At 39.1% G+C, this 16,048-nt stretch carries 14 protein-coding genes; all 14 read left to right on the top strand.

Annotated features, from left to right (window positions below; all coding sequences use genetic code 11):
- Window positions 1-46 precede the first annotated feature (46 nt).
- The 14 genes from HRK21_RS03955 (at window position 47) to rnr (ending at window position 16,038) form a co-directional block, all read left to right on the top strand.
- Entirely contained in the window at window positions 47-973 is a 927-nt protein-coding gene (locus HRK21_RS03955) for a dipeptidase (protein ID WP_003739720.1), read from the top strand.
- 158 nt (window positions 974-1,131) lie between these two features.
- Window positions 1,132-2,475 (top strand): RNA polymerase factor sigma-54, encoded by a 1,344-nt coding sequence (rpoN, locus tag HRK21_RS03950; RefSeq protein ID WP_069888400.1) that lies wholly within the window; start codon window positions 1,132-1,134, stop codon window positions 2,473-2,475.
- 441 nt (window positions 2,476-2,916) lie between these two features.
- Window positions 2,917-3,963 (top strand): sugar-binding transcriptional regulator, encoded by a 1,047-nt coding sequence (locus HRK21_RS03945; protein WP_069888401.1) that lies wholly within the window; start codon window positions 2,917-2,919, stop codon window positions 3,961-3,963.
- Window positions 3,964-3,995: 32 nt separating this feature from the next.
- Window positions 3,996-5,006: a type I glyceraldehyde-3-phosphate dehydrogenase gene (gene gap / locus HRK21_RS03940; RefSeq protein ID WP_003726583.1), complete on the top strand. Its 1,011-nt coding sequence runs from the start codon at window positions 3,996-3,998 to the stop codon at window positions 5,004-5,006.
- A gap of 134 nt (window positions 5,007-5,140) precedes the next feature.
- On the top strand, window positions 5,141-6,331 hold the full coding sequence (locus HRK21_RS03935; RefSeq protein WP_003739718.1) for a phosphoglycerate kinase: 1,191 nt from the start codon (window positions 5,141-5,143) through the stop codon (window positions 6,329-6,331).
- Window positions 6,332-6,376: 45 nt separating this feature from the next.
- Window positions 6,377-7,132 (top strand): triose-phosphate isomerase, encoded by a 756-nt coding sequence (gene tpiA / locus HRK21_RS03930; protein WP_003726581.1) that lies wholly within the window; start codon window positions 6,377-6,379, stop codon window positions 7,130-7,132.
- 1 nt (window position 7,133) lies between these two features.
- On the top strand, window positions 7,134-8,666 hold the full coding sequence (gpmI, locus tag HRK21_RS03925) for a 2,3-bisphosphoglycerate-independent phosphoglycerate mutase (RefSeq protein WP_010991253.1): 1,533 nt from the start codon (window positions 7,134-7,136) through the stop codon (window positions 8,664-8,666).
- Window positions 8,667-8,801: 135 nt separating this feature from the next.
- On the top strand, window positions 8,802-10,094 hold the full coding sequence (gene eno / locus HRK21_RS03920; protein ID WP_003726579.1) for a phosphopyruvate hydratase: 1,293 nt from the start codon (window positions 8,802-8,804) through the stop codon (window positions 10,092-10,094).
- Window positions 10,095-10,195: 101 nt separating this feature from the next.
- Window positions 10,196-10,369, top strand: coding sequence for a hypothetical protein (locus HRK21_RS03915; RefSeq protein ID WP_077905727.1), 174 nt, complete (start codon window positions 10,196-10,198; stop codon window positions 10,367-10,369).
- Window positions 10,370-10,501: 132 nt separating this feature from the next.
- Window positions 10,502-11,221, top strand: coding sequence for an alpha/beta fold hydrolase (locus HRK21_RS03910; RefSeq protein WP_070006516.1), 720 nt, complete (start codon window positions 10,502-10,504; stop codon window positions 11,219-11,221).
- A gap of 182 nt (window positions 11,222-11,403) precedes the next feature.
- Complete coding sequence (locus tag HRK21_RS03905) at window positions 11,404-12,147, top strand: alpha/beta hydrolase (RefSeq protein ID WP_003727925.1); 744 nt, start codon at window positions 11,404-11,406, stop codon at window positions 12,145-12,147.
- A 99-nt stretch (window positions 12,148-12,246) separates the two neighbouring features.
- Window positions 12,247-12,480 carry a preprotein translocase subunit SecG gene (gene secG, locus HRK21_RS03900; RefSeq protein ID WP_003739713.1) on the top strand — a complete coding sequence of 78 codons (234 nt, stop codon included), beginning with the start codon at window positions 12,247-12,249 and terminating at the stop codon, window positions 12,478-12,480.
- Between the two features lie 396 nt (window positions 12,481-12,876).
- A complete protein-coding gene (locus HRK21_RS03895; protein WP_003739712.1) occupies window positions 12,877-13,623 on the top strand; it encodes an alpha/beta hydrolase in 747 nt (248 codons plus the stop codon).
- A gap of 33 nt (window positions 13,624-13,656) precedes the next feature.
- Entirely contained in the window at window positions 13,657-16,038 is a 2,382-nt protein-coding gene (gene rnr / locus HRK21_RS03890; protein ID WP_003739711.1) for a ribonuclease R, read from the top strand.
- Window positions 16,039-16,048 lie beyond the last annotated feature (10 nt).

The following is a 16,048-nucleotide window of genomic DNA, read 5'->3' as shown; positions in this document are numbered from 1 at the left end:
CTGAAAAGTATATAATAGATGTATCTAAAAGGAGGAACGACAGAAAATGAGAGTAATTGATACCCACTGTGATGCGCTTTACAAGCTACAGGCTGGAAAAGGAAAATACACTTTTCAAGATGCGGAAGAACTTGATGTGAACTTTGAAAGGCTAATAGAGGCTAAAATGTTGTTACAAGGATTTGCCATTTTTCTTGATGAAGATATCCCTGTTGAACATAAATGGAAAAAAGCGGTTGAGCAAGTTAATATCTTTAAACAACACGTATTGCATAAAGGTGGAATTATCCATCACGTGAAAAAATGGTGTGATTTAGAAAATTTACCTGAAGATAAAATTGGCGCAATGTTAACATTAGAAGGCATTGAACCAATTGGACGTGATTTAGATAAATTAACGCAATTACTTGATGGCGGCGTATTATCTGTCGGACTAACGTGGAACAACGCCAATTTGGCAGCGGATGGCATTATGGAAGAACGTGGCGCAGGACTAACTCGCTTCGGAAAAGACATTATCCATCTTTTAAATGAAAGAAAAGTATTCACGGATGTTTCTCACTTGAGTGTAAAAGCTTTTTGGGAAACGTTGGAACAAGCTGAATTTGTGATTGCTAGTCATTCCAGCGCCAAAGCGATTTGCTCTCATCCTAGAAACTTAGATGACGAACAAATCAAAGCGATGATTGAGCATGACGCAATGATTCATGTAATCTTCCATCCACTTTTCACAACCAATGATGGGGTGGCTAATACAGAAGATGTCATTCGCCACATTGACCATATTTGTGAGCTTGGTGGGCTGAAAAACATTGGTTTTGGTTCAGATTTTGACGGCATACCAGACCATGTCAAAGGCCTCGAACACGCCGGTAAATACCAAAGCTTCCTTGAAACACTGGAAAAACACTACACTAAAGAAGAGATAGAAGGATTTGCATCGCGCAACTTCTTAAACCATTTACCAAAATAAACGAAAGTCCAAGCGCCGTAAGAAGTGCTTGGATTTTTTTTGAAATAGAACCAAGAGAATGTGCTGTAATTTGAAAAATGGCATGTTATAATGAAAACTATAAATGGAATTTAGTTTGGTATAGGTATATCAGACGAATTTTTAATGGAGGTTTTAATGTGCGTTTAGAATCTAATTTCGTCCAAAAGCAACAACAAAAGCAATCACAGAAATTAAATATGACGCAACAATTGTCCCAGTCTATTGCAATGCTTCAATTTGCAACGGCTGATCTAGTGGCATTTTTAGAAGATAAAGCACTCGAGAACCCATTAATTGAAGTGATTCCAGGCTCGGATTTTGTAACAGACTTTTCTTACAGTAGTCGAAAAAGTGCTGGAAGTTCTGATGATACAGATTGGCTAGAACAAATAGCTGACAATAAGCTGACATTAGCCGATGCGCTAAAAGAACAGCTACATTTAATGGATGTAACGCAAACACAAAAAATTATCGTCTTATATTTAATAGAAAGTTTAAATGATAATGGTTATTTACAAATAGATTTAAAAGATGTCAGTGCGGCGCTTTTAATGGATGATTATAGTGTGCTAGAAGGCCTAGAAATCTTGCAAAGCATGGAGCCAGCTGGCGTTGGGGCAAGAGATGCGCGTGAATGCATTTTACTACAAATCGAACGCTCGCCGGATGCTCCATATATTGCCTATGATGTGATCCAAAAATTCTTCACGGAATTCGCAGAGAAAAAATGGAAGAAAATCGCTGCAGAAATGGATGTTAGCTTGCAAGACATTCAAGAAGTTTCCGATTACATTCAAACCTTAAATCCAAAGCCAGGTTCTGAGTTTGAGTCTGAACGCGTCCAATACGTTGTCCCAGACTTGATTTTACTCCAACATGAAGATGAATTTGCTGTTTCACTAGCAAAACAATTTCTGCCGCAAGTTCGTTTCCAAGAAGCATACTACGAAACGATGCGAGCAACTGAAGAAAAAGACGTCGCCCAATTTCTGCGCGAAAAAGCCGGCGAATTTGATTGGATCAAAAAAGGCATCGAACAACGCGAAAACACTTTGCAAAGAGTTGGCGAGGCGATTGTCAGTCATCAGAAAGCTTATTTCTTAGATAATTCCGCGCATTTACAACCATTAACTTTAAAAGAAGTGGCAGAAGAGCTTGGTGTACATGAATCAACCGTGAGCCGTGCGGTGAATGGGAAATACATGGAAACAACGAATGGTGTGTATGAATTAAAACGCTTCTTTGCATCTGGTTTACAAAAGAAATCTTCCGAGAACGAAAACACAGGAGATATTTCTAGTACAACCATCAAAAAGCTAGTACAAGAATTTGTAGCAGCAGAAGATAAATTAAAACCACTCTCCGATCAAAAGATAGTAGATATGCTCGCAGAAAAAGAAATTCAAGTTTCAAGAAGAGCTATCGCAAAGTATCGTTTAGAATTAAATATTCCTTCTTCCTCTAAAAGAAAAAGATTTTAAAAGATGTTTTTTGCCTCACGAGCCGTGTGTGGGACAAAAAACGTCTTTTTAAAACAAAAAAATTACTAAGAGCATGTTTCGTTTTTTTTAGAGGTGGAAAACAACTAGTATAGCCTATTCAGAAGTTTGCAGTTTAAGATGTAATTGTAAATTTCAGGTGAATATTTCATAAATGTCCCACTTAATACTTGAAGATTTGTGCCAAGACTGTTAGAATAGGGAACGTAGGGTAGTTAAAGAACATAAAAAAAGATTCACCAGCGTAAGCAGAAAGAGAAGGGGTAAAAATCACATTGAGAGACACTTTGTTAACAAGCTGTAGTAGCTAGTTTAATAGTCTTGAAAGTTGTAAAAACCTCTATCTCTACTTTTTTTAGTTCTAACGGGACGTCAGATGACTAAGTGGGTCATTAAGCGTCCAAAGATGAGGAGCAATTAAAAATGTCAGACTTAATTAACATTCAGAAAAAGTTATTGCCCGACGTTTTGATGATTATGCAAAAACGCTACCAAATCCTACGCTCGATTTATTTTTCTGAACCAGTAGGAAGACGGACACTTGCCGGAATGTTAGGTATGAGTGAACGCGTCCTGCGCGGCGAAGTAGAATTTTTGAAAGCACAAGGTTTAGTAGAGATTGCTTCTTCCGGAATGACTGTTACTAAAGAAGGCTTGGTCGTTTTTCGCGATTTGGAAAATGTCATGAATCAGCTTTCGGGGTTACATTCAATGGAAGAACAATTAGCGAAGAAATTGCAAATCAAGAAATGCTTGGTAGTGCAAGGTGATAGCGATGATACTCCATGGGTCCGCGAAGAAATGGGACGTGTGGCTGTAGAACAATTAGACATGGCACTCACCGAAAAAAGAAACATCGTCGCAGTTATGGGCGGCTCTACAATGGCAACTGTTGCCGAAATGATGACAACTGATTTCGCAAAAGGCAGAGAACTACTTTTCGTTCCCGGTCGTGGAGGTATTGGTGAAGACCTTGACAATCAAGCGAATACAATTTGTGATAAGATGGCAACAAAGACAAACACGAAACACCGCGTTCTCTATGTTCCAGAGCAATTAGGCGAAGAAGCCTATCGTTCTTTACTGAAAGAACCGGCCATTCAAGAAGGCTTACGATTAGTACAATCCGCAAATGCTATTATTTTAGGCATAGGTGATGCGCTCGCAATGGCGAAACGCAGACATACCAGCGAAGATGTACTTGAAAAAATCATCCGTCGTAAAGCTGTTGGTGAAGCATTTGGTTATTATTTTGATGAACAGGGCGAGGTTGTACATAAGGTTCCTACATTCGGTCTTCAATTCGAAGACTTAGCGCAAATCCCGCATATTATCGCTGTTGCAGGCGGTACATCAAAAGCCAAAGCAATCAAATCGTATATGAAAAGCGCTCCAAAAAATACGATTTTAATCACGGATGAAGGAGCAGCAAAATCGCTTTTAAAAGGGAGTAATACCCTTTTGAAATAAAAAAACACTATTTTCAAGGAGGAAATTGACTTATGACAGTTAAAGTTGGTATTAATGGTTTTGGACGTATCGGACGTCTAGCATTCCGTCGTATTCAAAATGTGGAAGGAATTGAAGTTGTTGCAATCAACGACTTAACAGATGCTAAAATGTTAGCTCACCTGTTAAAATATGATACAACTCAAGGCCGTTTCGACGGTGAAGTAGAAGTACATGATGGTTTCTTCAACGTAAACGGTAAAGAAGTTAAAGTATTAGCTAACCGTAACCCAGAAGAACTTCCATGGGGTGACCTAGGAGTAGACATCGTTCTAGAATGTACTGGTTTCTTCACGGCGCAAGACAAAGCTGAATTACACATTAAAGCTGGCGCTAAAAAAGTTGTTATCTCCGCTCCAGCAACTGGCGACATGAAAACAATCGTTTACAATGTAAACCATGAAACATTAGACGGAACTGAAACAGTTATCTCTGGCGCAAGCTGTACTACTAACTGTTTAGCTCCAATGGCTAAAGTTTTAGAAGACAAATTTGGTGTTGTTGAAGGTCTAATGACTACAATTCACGCATACACTGGTGACCAAAATACATTAGATGCTCCACATCCAAAAGGTGACTTCCGTCGTGCACGTGCTGCTGCCGAAAATATTATCCCTAATACAACTGGTGCTGCAAAAGCTATCGGTGAAGTATTACCAACACTTAAAGGTAAATTAGATGGAGCTGCTCAACGTGTTCCAGTTCCAACTGGTTCCCTTACTGAGTTAGTAACAGTTCTTGACAAAAAAGTTACTGTTGATGAAGTAAATGCAGCTATGGAAGCAGCTTCTGATCCAGAAACATTCGGTTACACTAGTGACCAAGTTGTTTCTTCTGACATCAAAGGTATGACTTTCGGTTCATTATTTGACGAAACTCAAACAAAAGTTCTTACAGTTGGCGATCAACAATTAGTTAAAACTGTAGCTTGGTACGATAACGAAATGAGCTACACTGCTCAATTAGTACGTACTTTAGAATACTTTGCAAAAATCGCTAAATAATTAGCAGATTAATTTTACTGAAGTGCTTGTCACATCAGCAATAACAAGAATAAGCGGAGACACTATTGTTTCCGCTTATTTTCTGAAATAACGGGGGCAACCCCAATCCTTTAAAATTAATGGAGGAACTCTAAATGGCTAAAAAAGTTGTAACTGATTTAGATTTAAAAGACAAAAAAGTTTTAGTTCGTGTTGACTTTAACGTGCCAATGAAAGACGGCAAAATCACTAACGACAACCGTATTGTTGCTGCACTTCCAACAATTGAGTACATCTTAGAACAAAACGGTAAAGCAATTCTATTTTCTCACCTTGGAAAAGTAAAAACAGAAGAAGATAAAGAAGGAAAATCTCTTCGTCCAGTAGCCGCTCGTTTAAGCGAATTACTTGGAAAAGAAGTGAAATTCGTTCCAACTACTCGTGGTCCAGAACTTGAAAAAGCAATTAATGAGTTAAAAGACGGCGAAGTACTTCTTTTTGAAAATACACGTTTTGAAGATATTGATGGTAAAAAAGAAAGTAAAAATGATCCAGAACTTGGGAAATACTGGGCTAGCCTTGGCGACGTTTTCGTAAATGACGCTTTCGGTACTGCTCACCGTGCGCACGCGTCTAACGTTGGAATCGCTTCTAACTTAGAATCAGCGGCCGGATTTTTGATGGAAAAAGAAATTAAATTCATCGGCGGTGTAGTTGACAATCCAGCACGTCCACTAGTAGCAATCCTAGGTGGCGCAAAAGTTTCTGACAAAATCGGTGTTATCGAAAACTTACTTACAAAAGCAGACAAAGTTCTTGTCGGCGGCGGAATGACTTTCACTTTCATGGCAGCTCAAGGTCAAGAAATTGGTAAATCTCTTTTAGAAGCAGATAAAGTTGAACTTGCTAAAGGCTTACTTGAAAAAGCTGGCGATAAATTAGTATTACCAGTTGATGCAGTTGTATCTAAAGAATTCAGTAACGATGCTCCTTTCCATACAGTGAGTGCAGATAGCATTCCAGCTGATGAAATGGGACTAGATATTGGTCAAGCTACAATTGACTTATTTACAAAAGAACTTCAAGGCGCTAAAACAGTTGTATGGAATGGTCCAATGGGCGTATTCGAACTTAGCAATTTTGCTAAAGGTACAATTGGTGTTTGTGAAGCCATTGCAAACTTAACGGATGCAACAACAATCATCGGTGGTGGGGATTCCGCAGCAGCAGCTATGGACTTAGGCTTTGCTGACAAATTCACCCATATTTCCACTGGTGGCGGCGCATCTTTAGAGTATCTTGAAGGTAAAGAGCTTCCTGGTGTTGCTTCTATTAGCGACAAATAAGCTGAACCAAAAATAATTTTTAATATCGAGAGGATGTTTATCCAAATGCGTAAACCAATTATTGCTGGTAACTGGAAAATGAATAAAACTGCTGCAAAAGCAGGACAATTTGCAGAAGACGTAAAAAATAACGTGCCATCAAGCGATGCTGTTGAGTCAGTAGTTGCTGCACCGGCTCTATTTTTACAAGAATTAGTTCGTCTTACTGAAGGAACTAATCTTCGCGTAGCTGCACAAAACTGTTATTTTGAAGATGAAGGTGCTTTCACTGGCGAAATTAGCCCGTTTGCACTTGCAGACCTAGGTGTTTCTTATGTTATTATCGGACACTCTGAACGTCGTGAGTATTTCCACGAAACAGATGAAGATATTAACAAAAAAGCACATGCAATCTTCAAACATGGCATGACACCAATCATTTGCTGTGGTGAAACATTAGATCAACGTGAAGCTGGTCAAACAGATACTTGGGTACGCGGTCAAATCCGTGCAGCGCTTGCTGGTTTAACGGAAGAACAAGTAATCAAATCTGTTATTGCTTACGAACCAATCTGGGCAATCGGTACTGGGAAATCTTCTACAAGTGCTGATGCAAACGAAACTTGTGCAGTAATTCGTGCAGAAGTTGCGGACGCTGTATCTCAAAAAGCAGCAGACGCAGTTCGTATTCAATACGGCGGTAGCGTAAAACCTGAAAACATTGCTGATTATCTTGCAGAGTCCGACATTGACGGCGCTCTTGTAGGTGGAGCAAGCTTAGAACCAGCATCGTTCTTAGCATTATTGGAGGCAGTAAAATAAAATGAGTAAATCACCTGTAGCAATTATTATCCTCGATGGTTTTGGTAAACGTGCAGAAACAGTAGGTAATGCTGTAGCTCAAGCAAACAAACCAAATTTCGACCGTTATTGGGCTAATTTTCCTCACGGGGAACTTAAAGCTGCCGGCCTTGATGTTGGTCTTCCAGAAGGTCAAATGGGTAACTCTGAAGTTGGCCATACAAACATCGGAGCTGGACGTATTGTCTACCAAAGCTTAACTCGTATTGATAAAGCTATTGAAGAAGGCGAATTCCAAGAGAACAAAGCCCTAAACAATGCTTTCACTCATACAAAAGAAAACAACTCGGACTTACATCTTTTCGGTTTACTATCAGACGGCGGCGTGCATAGTCACATTAATCACCTCGTTGCACTTTTAGAAACTGCGAAAGATAAAGGCGTGAAAAACGTTTATATCCATGCATTCCTTGATGGACGTGACGTGGCACCACAATCCTCACTAGAATATTTAGAAACATTAGAGAAAGCTATTAGTGACTTAAACTATGGCGCTATTGCTACTGTTTCTGGACGTTTCTATGCGATGGATCGTGATAAACGCTGGGAACGTGTTGAAAAAGCATACAAAGCAATCGTAAGTGCTGAAGGTGAAAAATTTGAAGATCCAATCGAACTTGTTAAAGCATCTTATGCTAATGACAAAAATGATGAATTCGTTGTTCCAGCTATCATTACTAAAGATGGCAAACCTGTTGCAACAGTCAAAGACAACGATGCAGTTATTTTCTTCAATTTCCGTCCTGACCGTGCGATTCAACTTTCTAATGCATTTACTGATAAAGAATGGGATCATTTCGACCGTGGGGCTAACCACCCTAAAAACATCAAATTCGTTACAATGACGCTTTACAACCCAAGCATTGATGCTGAAGTTGCTTTTGAGCCAATTGAAATGAAAAATGTTATCGGCGAAGTACTTTCTAATGAAGGCTTATCGCAACTGCGTATCGCTGAAACGGAAAAATATCCACATGTAACATTCTTTATGAATGGCGGAAGAAATGAAGAATTCCCTGGTGAAAACCGGATTCTAATCAATTCGCCAAAAGTAGAAACATACGATTTAAAACCTGAAATGAGCGCTTATGAAGTAACAGATGCACTTGTTGAAGACATTAAAAACGACAAACACGATGCGATTATCTTAAACTTCGCAAACCCAGACATGGTTGGACACTCAGGTATGCTTGAGCCAACTATTAAGGCAATCGAAGCAGTAGATGAAAATCTTGGTCGTGTAGTAGACCTTATTTTAGAAAAAGGTGGCTCAGCTATTATCTTTGCTGACCATGGTAACTCTGAAACAATGTCTACTCCAGAAGGAAAACCGCACACTGCACACACGACCGTTCCAGTTCCAGTAATTGTAACGAAAAAAGGTGTAACGCTTCGTGAAGGTGGTCGTCTGGCTGACGTTGCGCCAACTATGCTTGATTTACTTGGCGTTAAAAAACCTGCCGAAATGACAGGTGAAAGTTTAATTCAAAAATAATTTTAGTTATTACTTTAGTTTTTTTGCAAACAGAGCTACAATAAATACGAATTTAAAAACGGATGGGTCTTTGAATTTGAAATGAATATTTTGTTTATTTCGTTCAATTAATCCCAACAAAGGAGAGAATTATAAATGTCTATTATTACTGAAGTTTATGCTCGCGAAGTCTTAGATTCCCGCGGTAACCCAACTGTTGAGGTTGAAGTTTATACTGAAGCTGGCGCATTTGGTCGCGCATTAGTTCCAAGTGGTGCTTCAACTGGTGAATACGAAGCTGTAGAATTACGCGATGGCGACAAAGCTCGTTACCTTGGAAAAGGTGTTTTAAAAGCTGTTGAAAACGTAAACGACATTATTGCTGACAAAATTATCGGTTTTGATGTAACTGATCAAATCGGAATTGACAAAGCAATGATCGAACTTGATGGTACACCTAACAAAGGTAAATTAGGTGCTAACGCTATTCTTGGTGTTTCTTTAGCTGCTGCTCGTGCTGCTGCTGACGAACTAGGCGTACATTTATATGAATATCTTGGTGGAGTGAATGGTAAAGTTCTTCCAGTTCCAATGATGAACATCCTTAACGGCGGAGAACATGCTGATAACAATGTCGACGTTCAAGAATTTATGGTAATGCCTGTTGGAGCTCCAAACTTTAAAGAAGCTCTACGTATGGGTGCTGAAATCCTACACGCACTTAAAGCTGTTCTTAAAGGTAAAGGCTTAAACACTGGTGTTGGTGATGAAGGTGGATTCGCTCCAAACCTTAAATCCAACGAAGAAGCTCTTGAAACAATCATGCAAGCAATTAAAGATGCTGGTTACAAACCTGGCGAAGAAGTTAAACTTGCGATGGATGCTGCATCAAGTGAGTTCTATAACCGCGAAACTGGTAAATACGAACTTAAAGGTGAAGGCGTAACTCGTACTTCTGAAGAAATGGTAACTTGGTATGAAGAAATGATTACTAAATACCCAATCATCTCTATTGAAGATGGCCTAGACGAAAACGACTGGGACGGATTCAAACTACTTACAGAACGTATTGGTGACCGCGTTCAATTAGTAGGTGACGATCTATTTGTAACTAACACAACTAAACTTAAAGAAGGTATCGAAAAAGGTATCGCTAACTCCATCCTAATCAAAGTTAACCAAATCGGTACTTTGACTGAAACATTGGATGCAATTGAAATGGCTAAACGCGCTGGCTACACTGCAGTTATCTCTCACCGTTCTGGTGAAACAGAAGATTCCACAATCGCTGACATTGCAGTAGCTACAAACGCTGGTCAAATCAAAACAGGTGCGCCTACTCGTACTGACCGTGTTGCAAAATATAACCAATTACTCCGCATCGAAGACAATTTGGCTGATCTTGCTGAATATCATGGTAACGAAACTTTCTACAACTTAAAAAAATAAGTTGATTGAATAAAACGCTAAACTCCGCGAAAAGTAACATTTTCGTGGAGTTTCTTTGTTTTAAAAATAGTGAGAGGGGTAATGATTTGGAAGAGGAGGTAATGCTGATGAAAGTAAAAAATAGTCAGGCCTCAAAAGTGCTCGAAACTCCAAAAATCAGAGATGCTGTGGTGCATGAAAAAAGCCACCCCTTAGCGGAAAAACATTCTGTGCAAAAGAAAATCATTAACGCAGATATGCCCCAACAACAGTTCCATCGAAGACTTATGAAATAAACGTTGCGCCTGATTCTAGTTTTAAAAGAATCAGGCGCATTTTAATAAAAATGGAAGCTTTTTTATAGGAAATCAAGTATAATCAGGTGTAAAATAAGGGTAGAAAATGTTTTCAGCAAGGAGAAATGCTATATGATTGCAGAAATCAATGGAATTAACTTGTTTTATCAAATAATCGGTAAAGGAGAACCAATCTTGCTTATTCACGGGAATGGTCAAAATCATCGTTCTTTAAAGCGGATGATTGATGACCTCTCTACTAATAATCAAGTAATCGCCGTAGATAGCCGCGCACACGGGAAAAGTGAAGCGGGAAATACGCCGCTTGATTTTGAAGTGATGGCGTTAGATATGCTTTCGTTACTCGACTATTTGAAAATTGATAAATATAAAGTTATCGGATATAGCGATGGTGGTATCGTTGCTCTCGTAATGGGAAAAATGCAACCGAACCGTCAAATCGCATCCGTTGTTATTGGAACAAACTATCATGTAAATCAAATACGATTTTTACCAGACTTGTTTTGCCGTGTTGCCTACGGAGCTGCATTTCTTTTGGCACCATTTAGTCGTTTTTTTGAACGGATGAAACGGCAACTTGCTCTAACGATTTATCATCCACATATGTCAGAAGCAGATTTACAAAAAATAAGCGCACCACTTTTAGCAGTTGTGGGTGAATATGATTTAATATCTTCCAAAGATACGAAGAAAATGGTGCATTCTGTTCAACACGGTGAAATGGTTATTGTAAGAAATGGACTTCATTATTTACCGCGGCAAAAACCGCAACAATTGTTACAATTAATTCATTGTTTCTTTTCTAATTTAAGCGCAGAAATTCACAAATAAAACCTCCTAAAAAACCTTTGATAGCAACGTGTTTGAGCTTTATAAAAAAAGTGTTTGACAAGTTCCTTGGATAGCGTTAATATTGGTCTATTGGTCAGAACTCAAAAGGTAGCTTATTTAGTTCAGATGGGCTACAATAGAGTGGATTATAAAAGTGATGATATTAGGAGGATTGCGTAAAAATGAGTGCGGATCGTAGCTTTACGTTAAAAGCGGGAAATCGTGCTGTTTTGCTCTTGCATGGCTTTGCAGGGACTACAGAAGACGTAAGAGAACTTGGAGAAATTCTAGCAGAAAATGGATACACAGTGCATGCACCAAACTTCAGAGGTCACGGGGATGAACCCGCTATTTTCTTAAAAACAACACCGGAAATGTGGTATGAAGATGCGGTGGCTGGATATCGTCAACTTGAAAAAGACGGATATAATGAGATTGCAATTGTCGGTGTGGCAATGGGCGGAGTTTTCGCGCTTAAAATGGCAGAATCGTTTTCACCAAAAGCGATTGTTCCACTATGTGCCAATGTAAACCGCAAAATGCGCTATATCCCAATCGAAAACTATTTAACTAAACAATTAAAGAAACAAGGTATAGTAGAACAAGAAGCAGATCAAATGCTAAAAAACTATCTTCCTGAAATTGATGTAATGACGGAAGCACGTGCTACATTCTACAAAAACGTAGCGCGAGATATTGAAAAAATTCATGTTCCAACGATGATTGGTCAAGGCTGCCAAGATGAAGAAATCGACGCAGATAACGCCAATTACATCTTTAAACACATTCATACAAATGATAAACAATTATGTTTCTATGCAGGATCAGGGCATGATATTGTGAACGACTGTGAGAAAGATATTTTAGAAGAAGATTTAATTTACTTCTTAGACGATTTAGTTTGGCTAGAGGAAAAAGTTGTTTAATCCATTCCTTTAGTTGTATGGAAACAAAACTTTACGTATAATCACAAATATGGTAAAATTAACCTTAGTCAAATTGGGCGGTTTTAGGAGGAAAGAACAATGAGTACAGTTTTAACGGTCTTACTCATCATCGTATCAGTACTGTTAATTACAGTTATCATACTTCAACCAGGTAAAAGTGCTGGCTTATCCGGCGCCATCTCTGGTGGAGCTGAGCAATTATTCGGTAAGCAAAAAGCAAGAGGACTAGAACTTATTCTACATCGTACAACCATCGTTCTATCCATTGTTTTCTTCGCAATACTAATTGCACTGGCATACTTTGTACAGTAACGAGATGTTAACCACCTGAATGAAAATTTAGGTGGTTTTTTATTGGAGTTCTAAAGAAGCGTAGTCCGCTTCCCTAGAACTCCAATACAAGGCGTAACAAAGTGGAGCGTTGTTTCCATTAAAAAAAGTGGACGAACAACCCAAAAAGAGGCGAACAAATTACTAAATACAACAAATCCCCTAGAACTCCAATACAAGGAGTAACGAAGTGGAGCGTTGTTTCCATAAAAAAAAGTGGACGAACAACCCAAAAAGGGGAGCACAAATTATTAAATACAGTCAATCCCCTAGAACTCCAATACAAGGCACAGCGCAGCGGAACATTGTTTCCATTAAAAAGAACACACAACCCAGATCAATCAAAACTCCAAAAAGAACCAAGGAGCGATATTTACTATGAAAATAACACCACCACAACCATTCCTATTCGAAAAAGGCAAAAGAGCAGTGTTACTCTTACACGGTTTCACAGGTAGCTCAGCGGATGTAAGGATATTAGGTAGGTTTTTACAAGAAAATGATTATACTTGCTACGCACCTCAATACAGAGGACACGGTGTATCTCCCGACCTACTGTTAAAAACGGGACCAAACGATTGGTGGGAAGATGTTCTTGAAGCCTATGATCACCTAAAATCACTTGGTTACACGGAAATTGCTGTAGCAGGACTTTCGCTAGGTGGACTTTTTTCACTAAAATTAGGTTTTTCTAGGCCGTTAAAGGGAATTATAGCCATGAGTACTCCAACAAGAATGGACAGTTCATCCCCAATAATTCAAGGCTTTTTAGATTATGTGCGTAATTATAAAAAATTAGAAGGTAAAACACCTGAACAAATCGATGCTGAAATGGTTGCCTATAAAGACGCCCCAATGAACACCATCGCCAAACTAAAGGACGAGATAAATGGCGTCGTATCTGAAATAGATATGATTTATGCCCCAATAATGGTCGTCCAAGGGGAAAAAGACGATATGGTTGATGTGAGCGGAGCACAGCTAATTTATGATACAGTAGAGTCAACGAAGAAAGAATTGCACTGGTTTAAAGAATCTGGACACGTTATCACTTTAGACAAAGAACGAAAAGAAGTAAACCAAGCCATTTTAACATTTTTAGATAGTTTAGATTGGCAAGAATAGACAATTTTTAAAACAGAGAGAGGAGGGACAGAAGTGGAACAAAAACAAATGGAAGAAAAAATTATGAATCTATTAACTTCAGCGCCTGATAAAACATTTGCGCTAGAAGATTTAGAAATAGAAATAGCTTTAAATAATGCGGATGATTTTAAATTAATGGTGAAAGCTTTAGTAAAACTGGAAGATTCCGGAACTATTGTCCGCTCAAGGAAGAATCGGTATGCTTTGCCAGAAAAAATGGATTTAGTAAAAGGAACATTCCGCGCGCATGAACGAGGTTTTGGCTTTGTTCTCCCGGAAGAAAAAGAAATGGACGATATTTTTATCCCACCAAATGAAGTAAAAGATGCAATGAATGGTGATTTAGTTTTTGCAACGATTACGAAACGTAAAGGCGATAATTTGGCAGAGGGTACGATTAAGAAAATTGTCGAACGGAAGACAACGCAAATCGTCGGAACTTATATGGAAGACTTAGCTGGTACTCCAATTGTGATGCCGGATGATAAACGTCTTTTCGGAGAAGTGGAAATTGATTTAGAGGACGGCTTAAAACCAGTTGATGGGCATAAGGTTATTGTTGAACTGACGGAATATGCAACTGGCCATGCGCGTGCAAGAGGAGTTGTTAAATCAATCATCGGTCACCGTAATGATCCAGGCGTGGATATTTTATCGATTATTCATAAACACGGTATTTCAATCGGATTCCCGGAAGAAGTAATGGAGCAGGTAAGTAAAGCGCCAGATGTGGTTGATGATTCGGATATTGGTAACCGTCGTGATCTTCGTGACCAAATAATTATTACGATTGACGGGGCAGATGCTAAAGATTTAGATGACGCAGTAACTGTTACGCAACTACCGAATGGCAACTGGAAGCTTGGAGTTCATATTGCGGATGTAACGCATTATGTGACAGAAGGCTCGCCGCTGGATGTCGAGGCGCAAGAACGCGGAACGAGTGTTTATTTAGTTGACCGAGTAATTCCGATGTTGCCACATAAACTATCGAACGGAATTTGCTCGCTTAACCCACAAGTAGATCGTTTTACTATGAGTTGTGAAATGGAAATCGATGAAGAAGGTCATGTGGTTAACCACGAAATTTTCGAAAGCATTATTAAAACAACGGAACGTATGACGTATACGGATGTAAATGATATTTTAGTCGAAAAGGACGAAGCATTACGTGAAAAATATGCACCAATCGTTCCAATGCTTGAAAAGATGCAACATTTGGCCGAAATCCTTCGCCGTAAACGTGAAAAACGTGGCGCGATTGATTTTGATTTTAAGGAAGCACGTGTAGTAGTAGATGAAGAAGGTCACCCAGAAGCGGTTGTGATGCGTGAACGTTCAGCGGGAGAGCATTTGATTGAAGAATTTATGCTTGCTGCGAATGAAACAGTCGCAGAGCATTTCCACTGGATGGATGTACCATTTATTTATCGTATTCATGAAGATCCAAAAGAAGATAAATTAGCGCGGTTCTTTGAATTTATTACGAACTTTGGCTTGATTGTGAAGGGGACAGCTAATGATATTCACCCAGCTGCTTTACAACAAGTACTAGAAGAAGTAAAAGGTAAACCAGAAGAGATGGTTGTTTCGACTGTTATGTTACGTTCGATGCAACAAGCGAAGTATGATACAGTGAGCGCTGGACATTTTGGTTTGTCTACTGATTTTTATACACATTTCACTTCGCCAATTCGTCGTTACCCGGATTTGATTGTTCATAGGCTTATTAGAGAGTATTTAATTAATGGGGATGTTCGTCCGGAAACATTAGAAAAACGCGCTGAGGAGCTTCCTGAGATTGCTGAACACAGCTCAAAAATGGAGCGTCGTGCCGTTGAAGCAGAGCGCGAAACAGATGAACTGAAGAAAACGGAATTCATGGTCGATAAAGTGGGCGAACGATTCATTGGAATCATTAGTTCGGTAACCAATTTTGGCTTATTTATCGAACTACCGACAACGATTGAAGGTCTTGTTCATGTGAGCGCAATGAAAGGTGATTACTTCAAATTCCATCAAAATCAATTAGCGATGATTGGCGAAAGAACAGGCCAAATTTATCGTATTGGTGATGAAGTGGAAGTCGAAGTAACCAAAGTAGACGTGGATGCGCGTGAAATCGATTTTGCCCTTCGTAGTGAAGGGAAACCAGGGCCAGTGAGCGATAAACAAAAACGCCAACGCGAAAAACCAATCGATAAAACTAGAAACTTCAAGAGTAACCCAAAAAAAGGTCGTAATAAACGCAGAACTGGTAAATCAGAAGACGTGAAACCAAAAACAGAACGTAAAGAAGACGAATGGTATACAAAACCTAAAAAGAAAAAGAAGAAAAAACCTTTTTATCAAGGTGTAGCAAAAGAAAGCCCGAAGAAGAAAAAACGTCGCTAGAAAGGATGGG

Origin of the sequence: Listeria monocytogenes (assembly GCF_013282665.1) — a bacterium.
In the GTDB taxonomy this organism is placed as follows: domain Bacteria; phylum Bacillota; class Bacilli; order Lactobacillales; family Listeriaceae; genus Listeria; species Listeria monocytogenes_C.
Note: the sequence above shows the minus strand (reverse complement) of the source record. Positions and strands in the feature narration are given on the sequence as shown.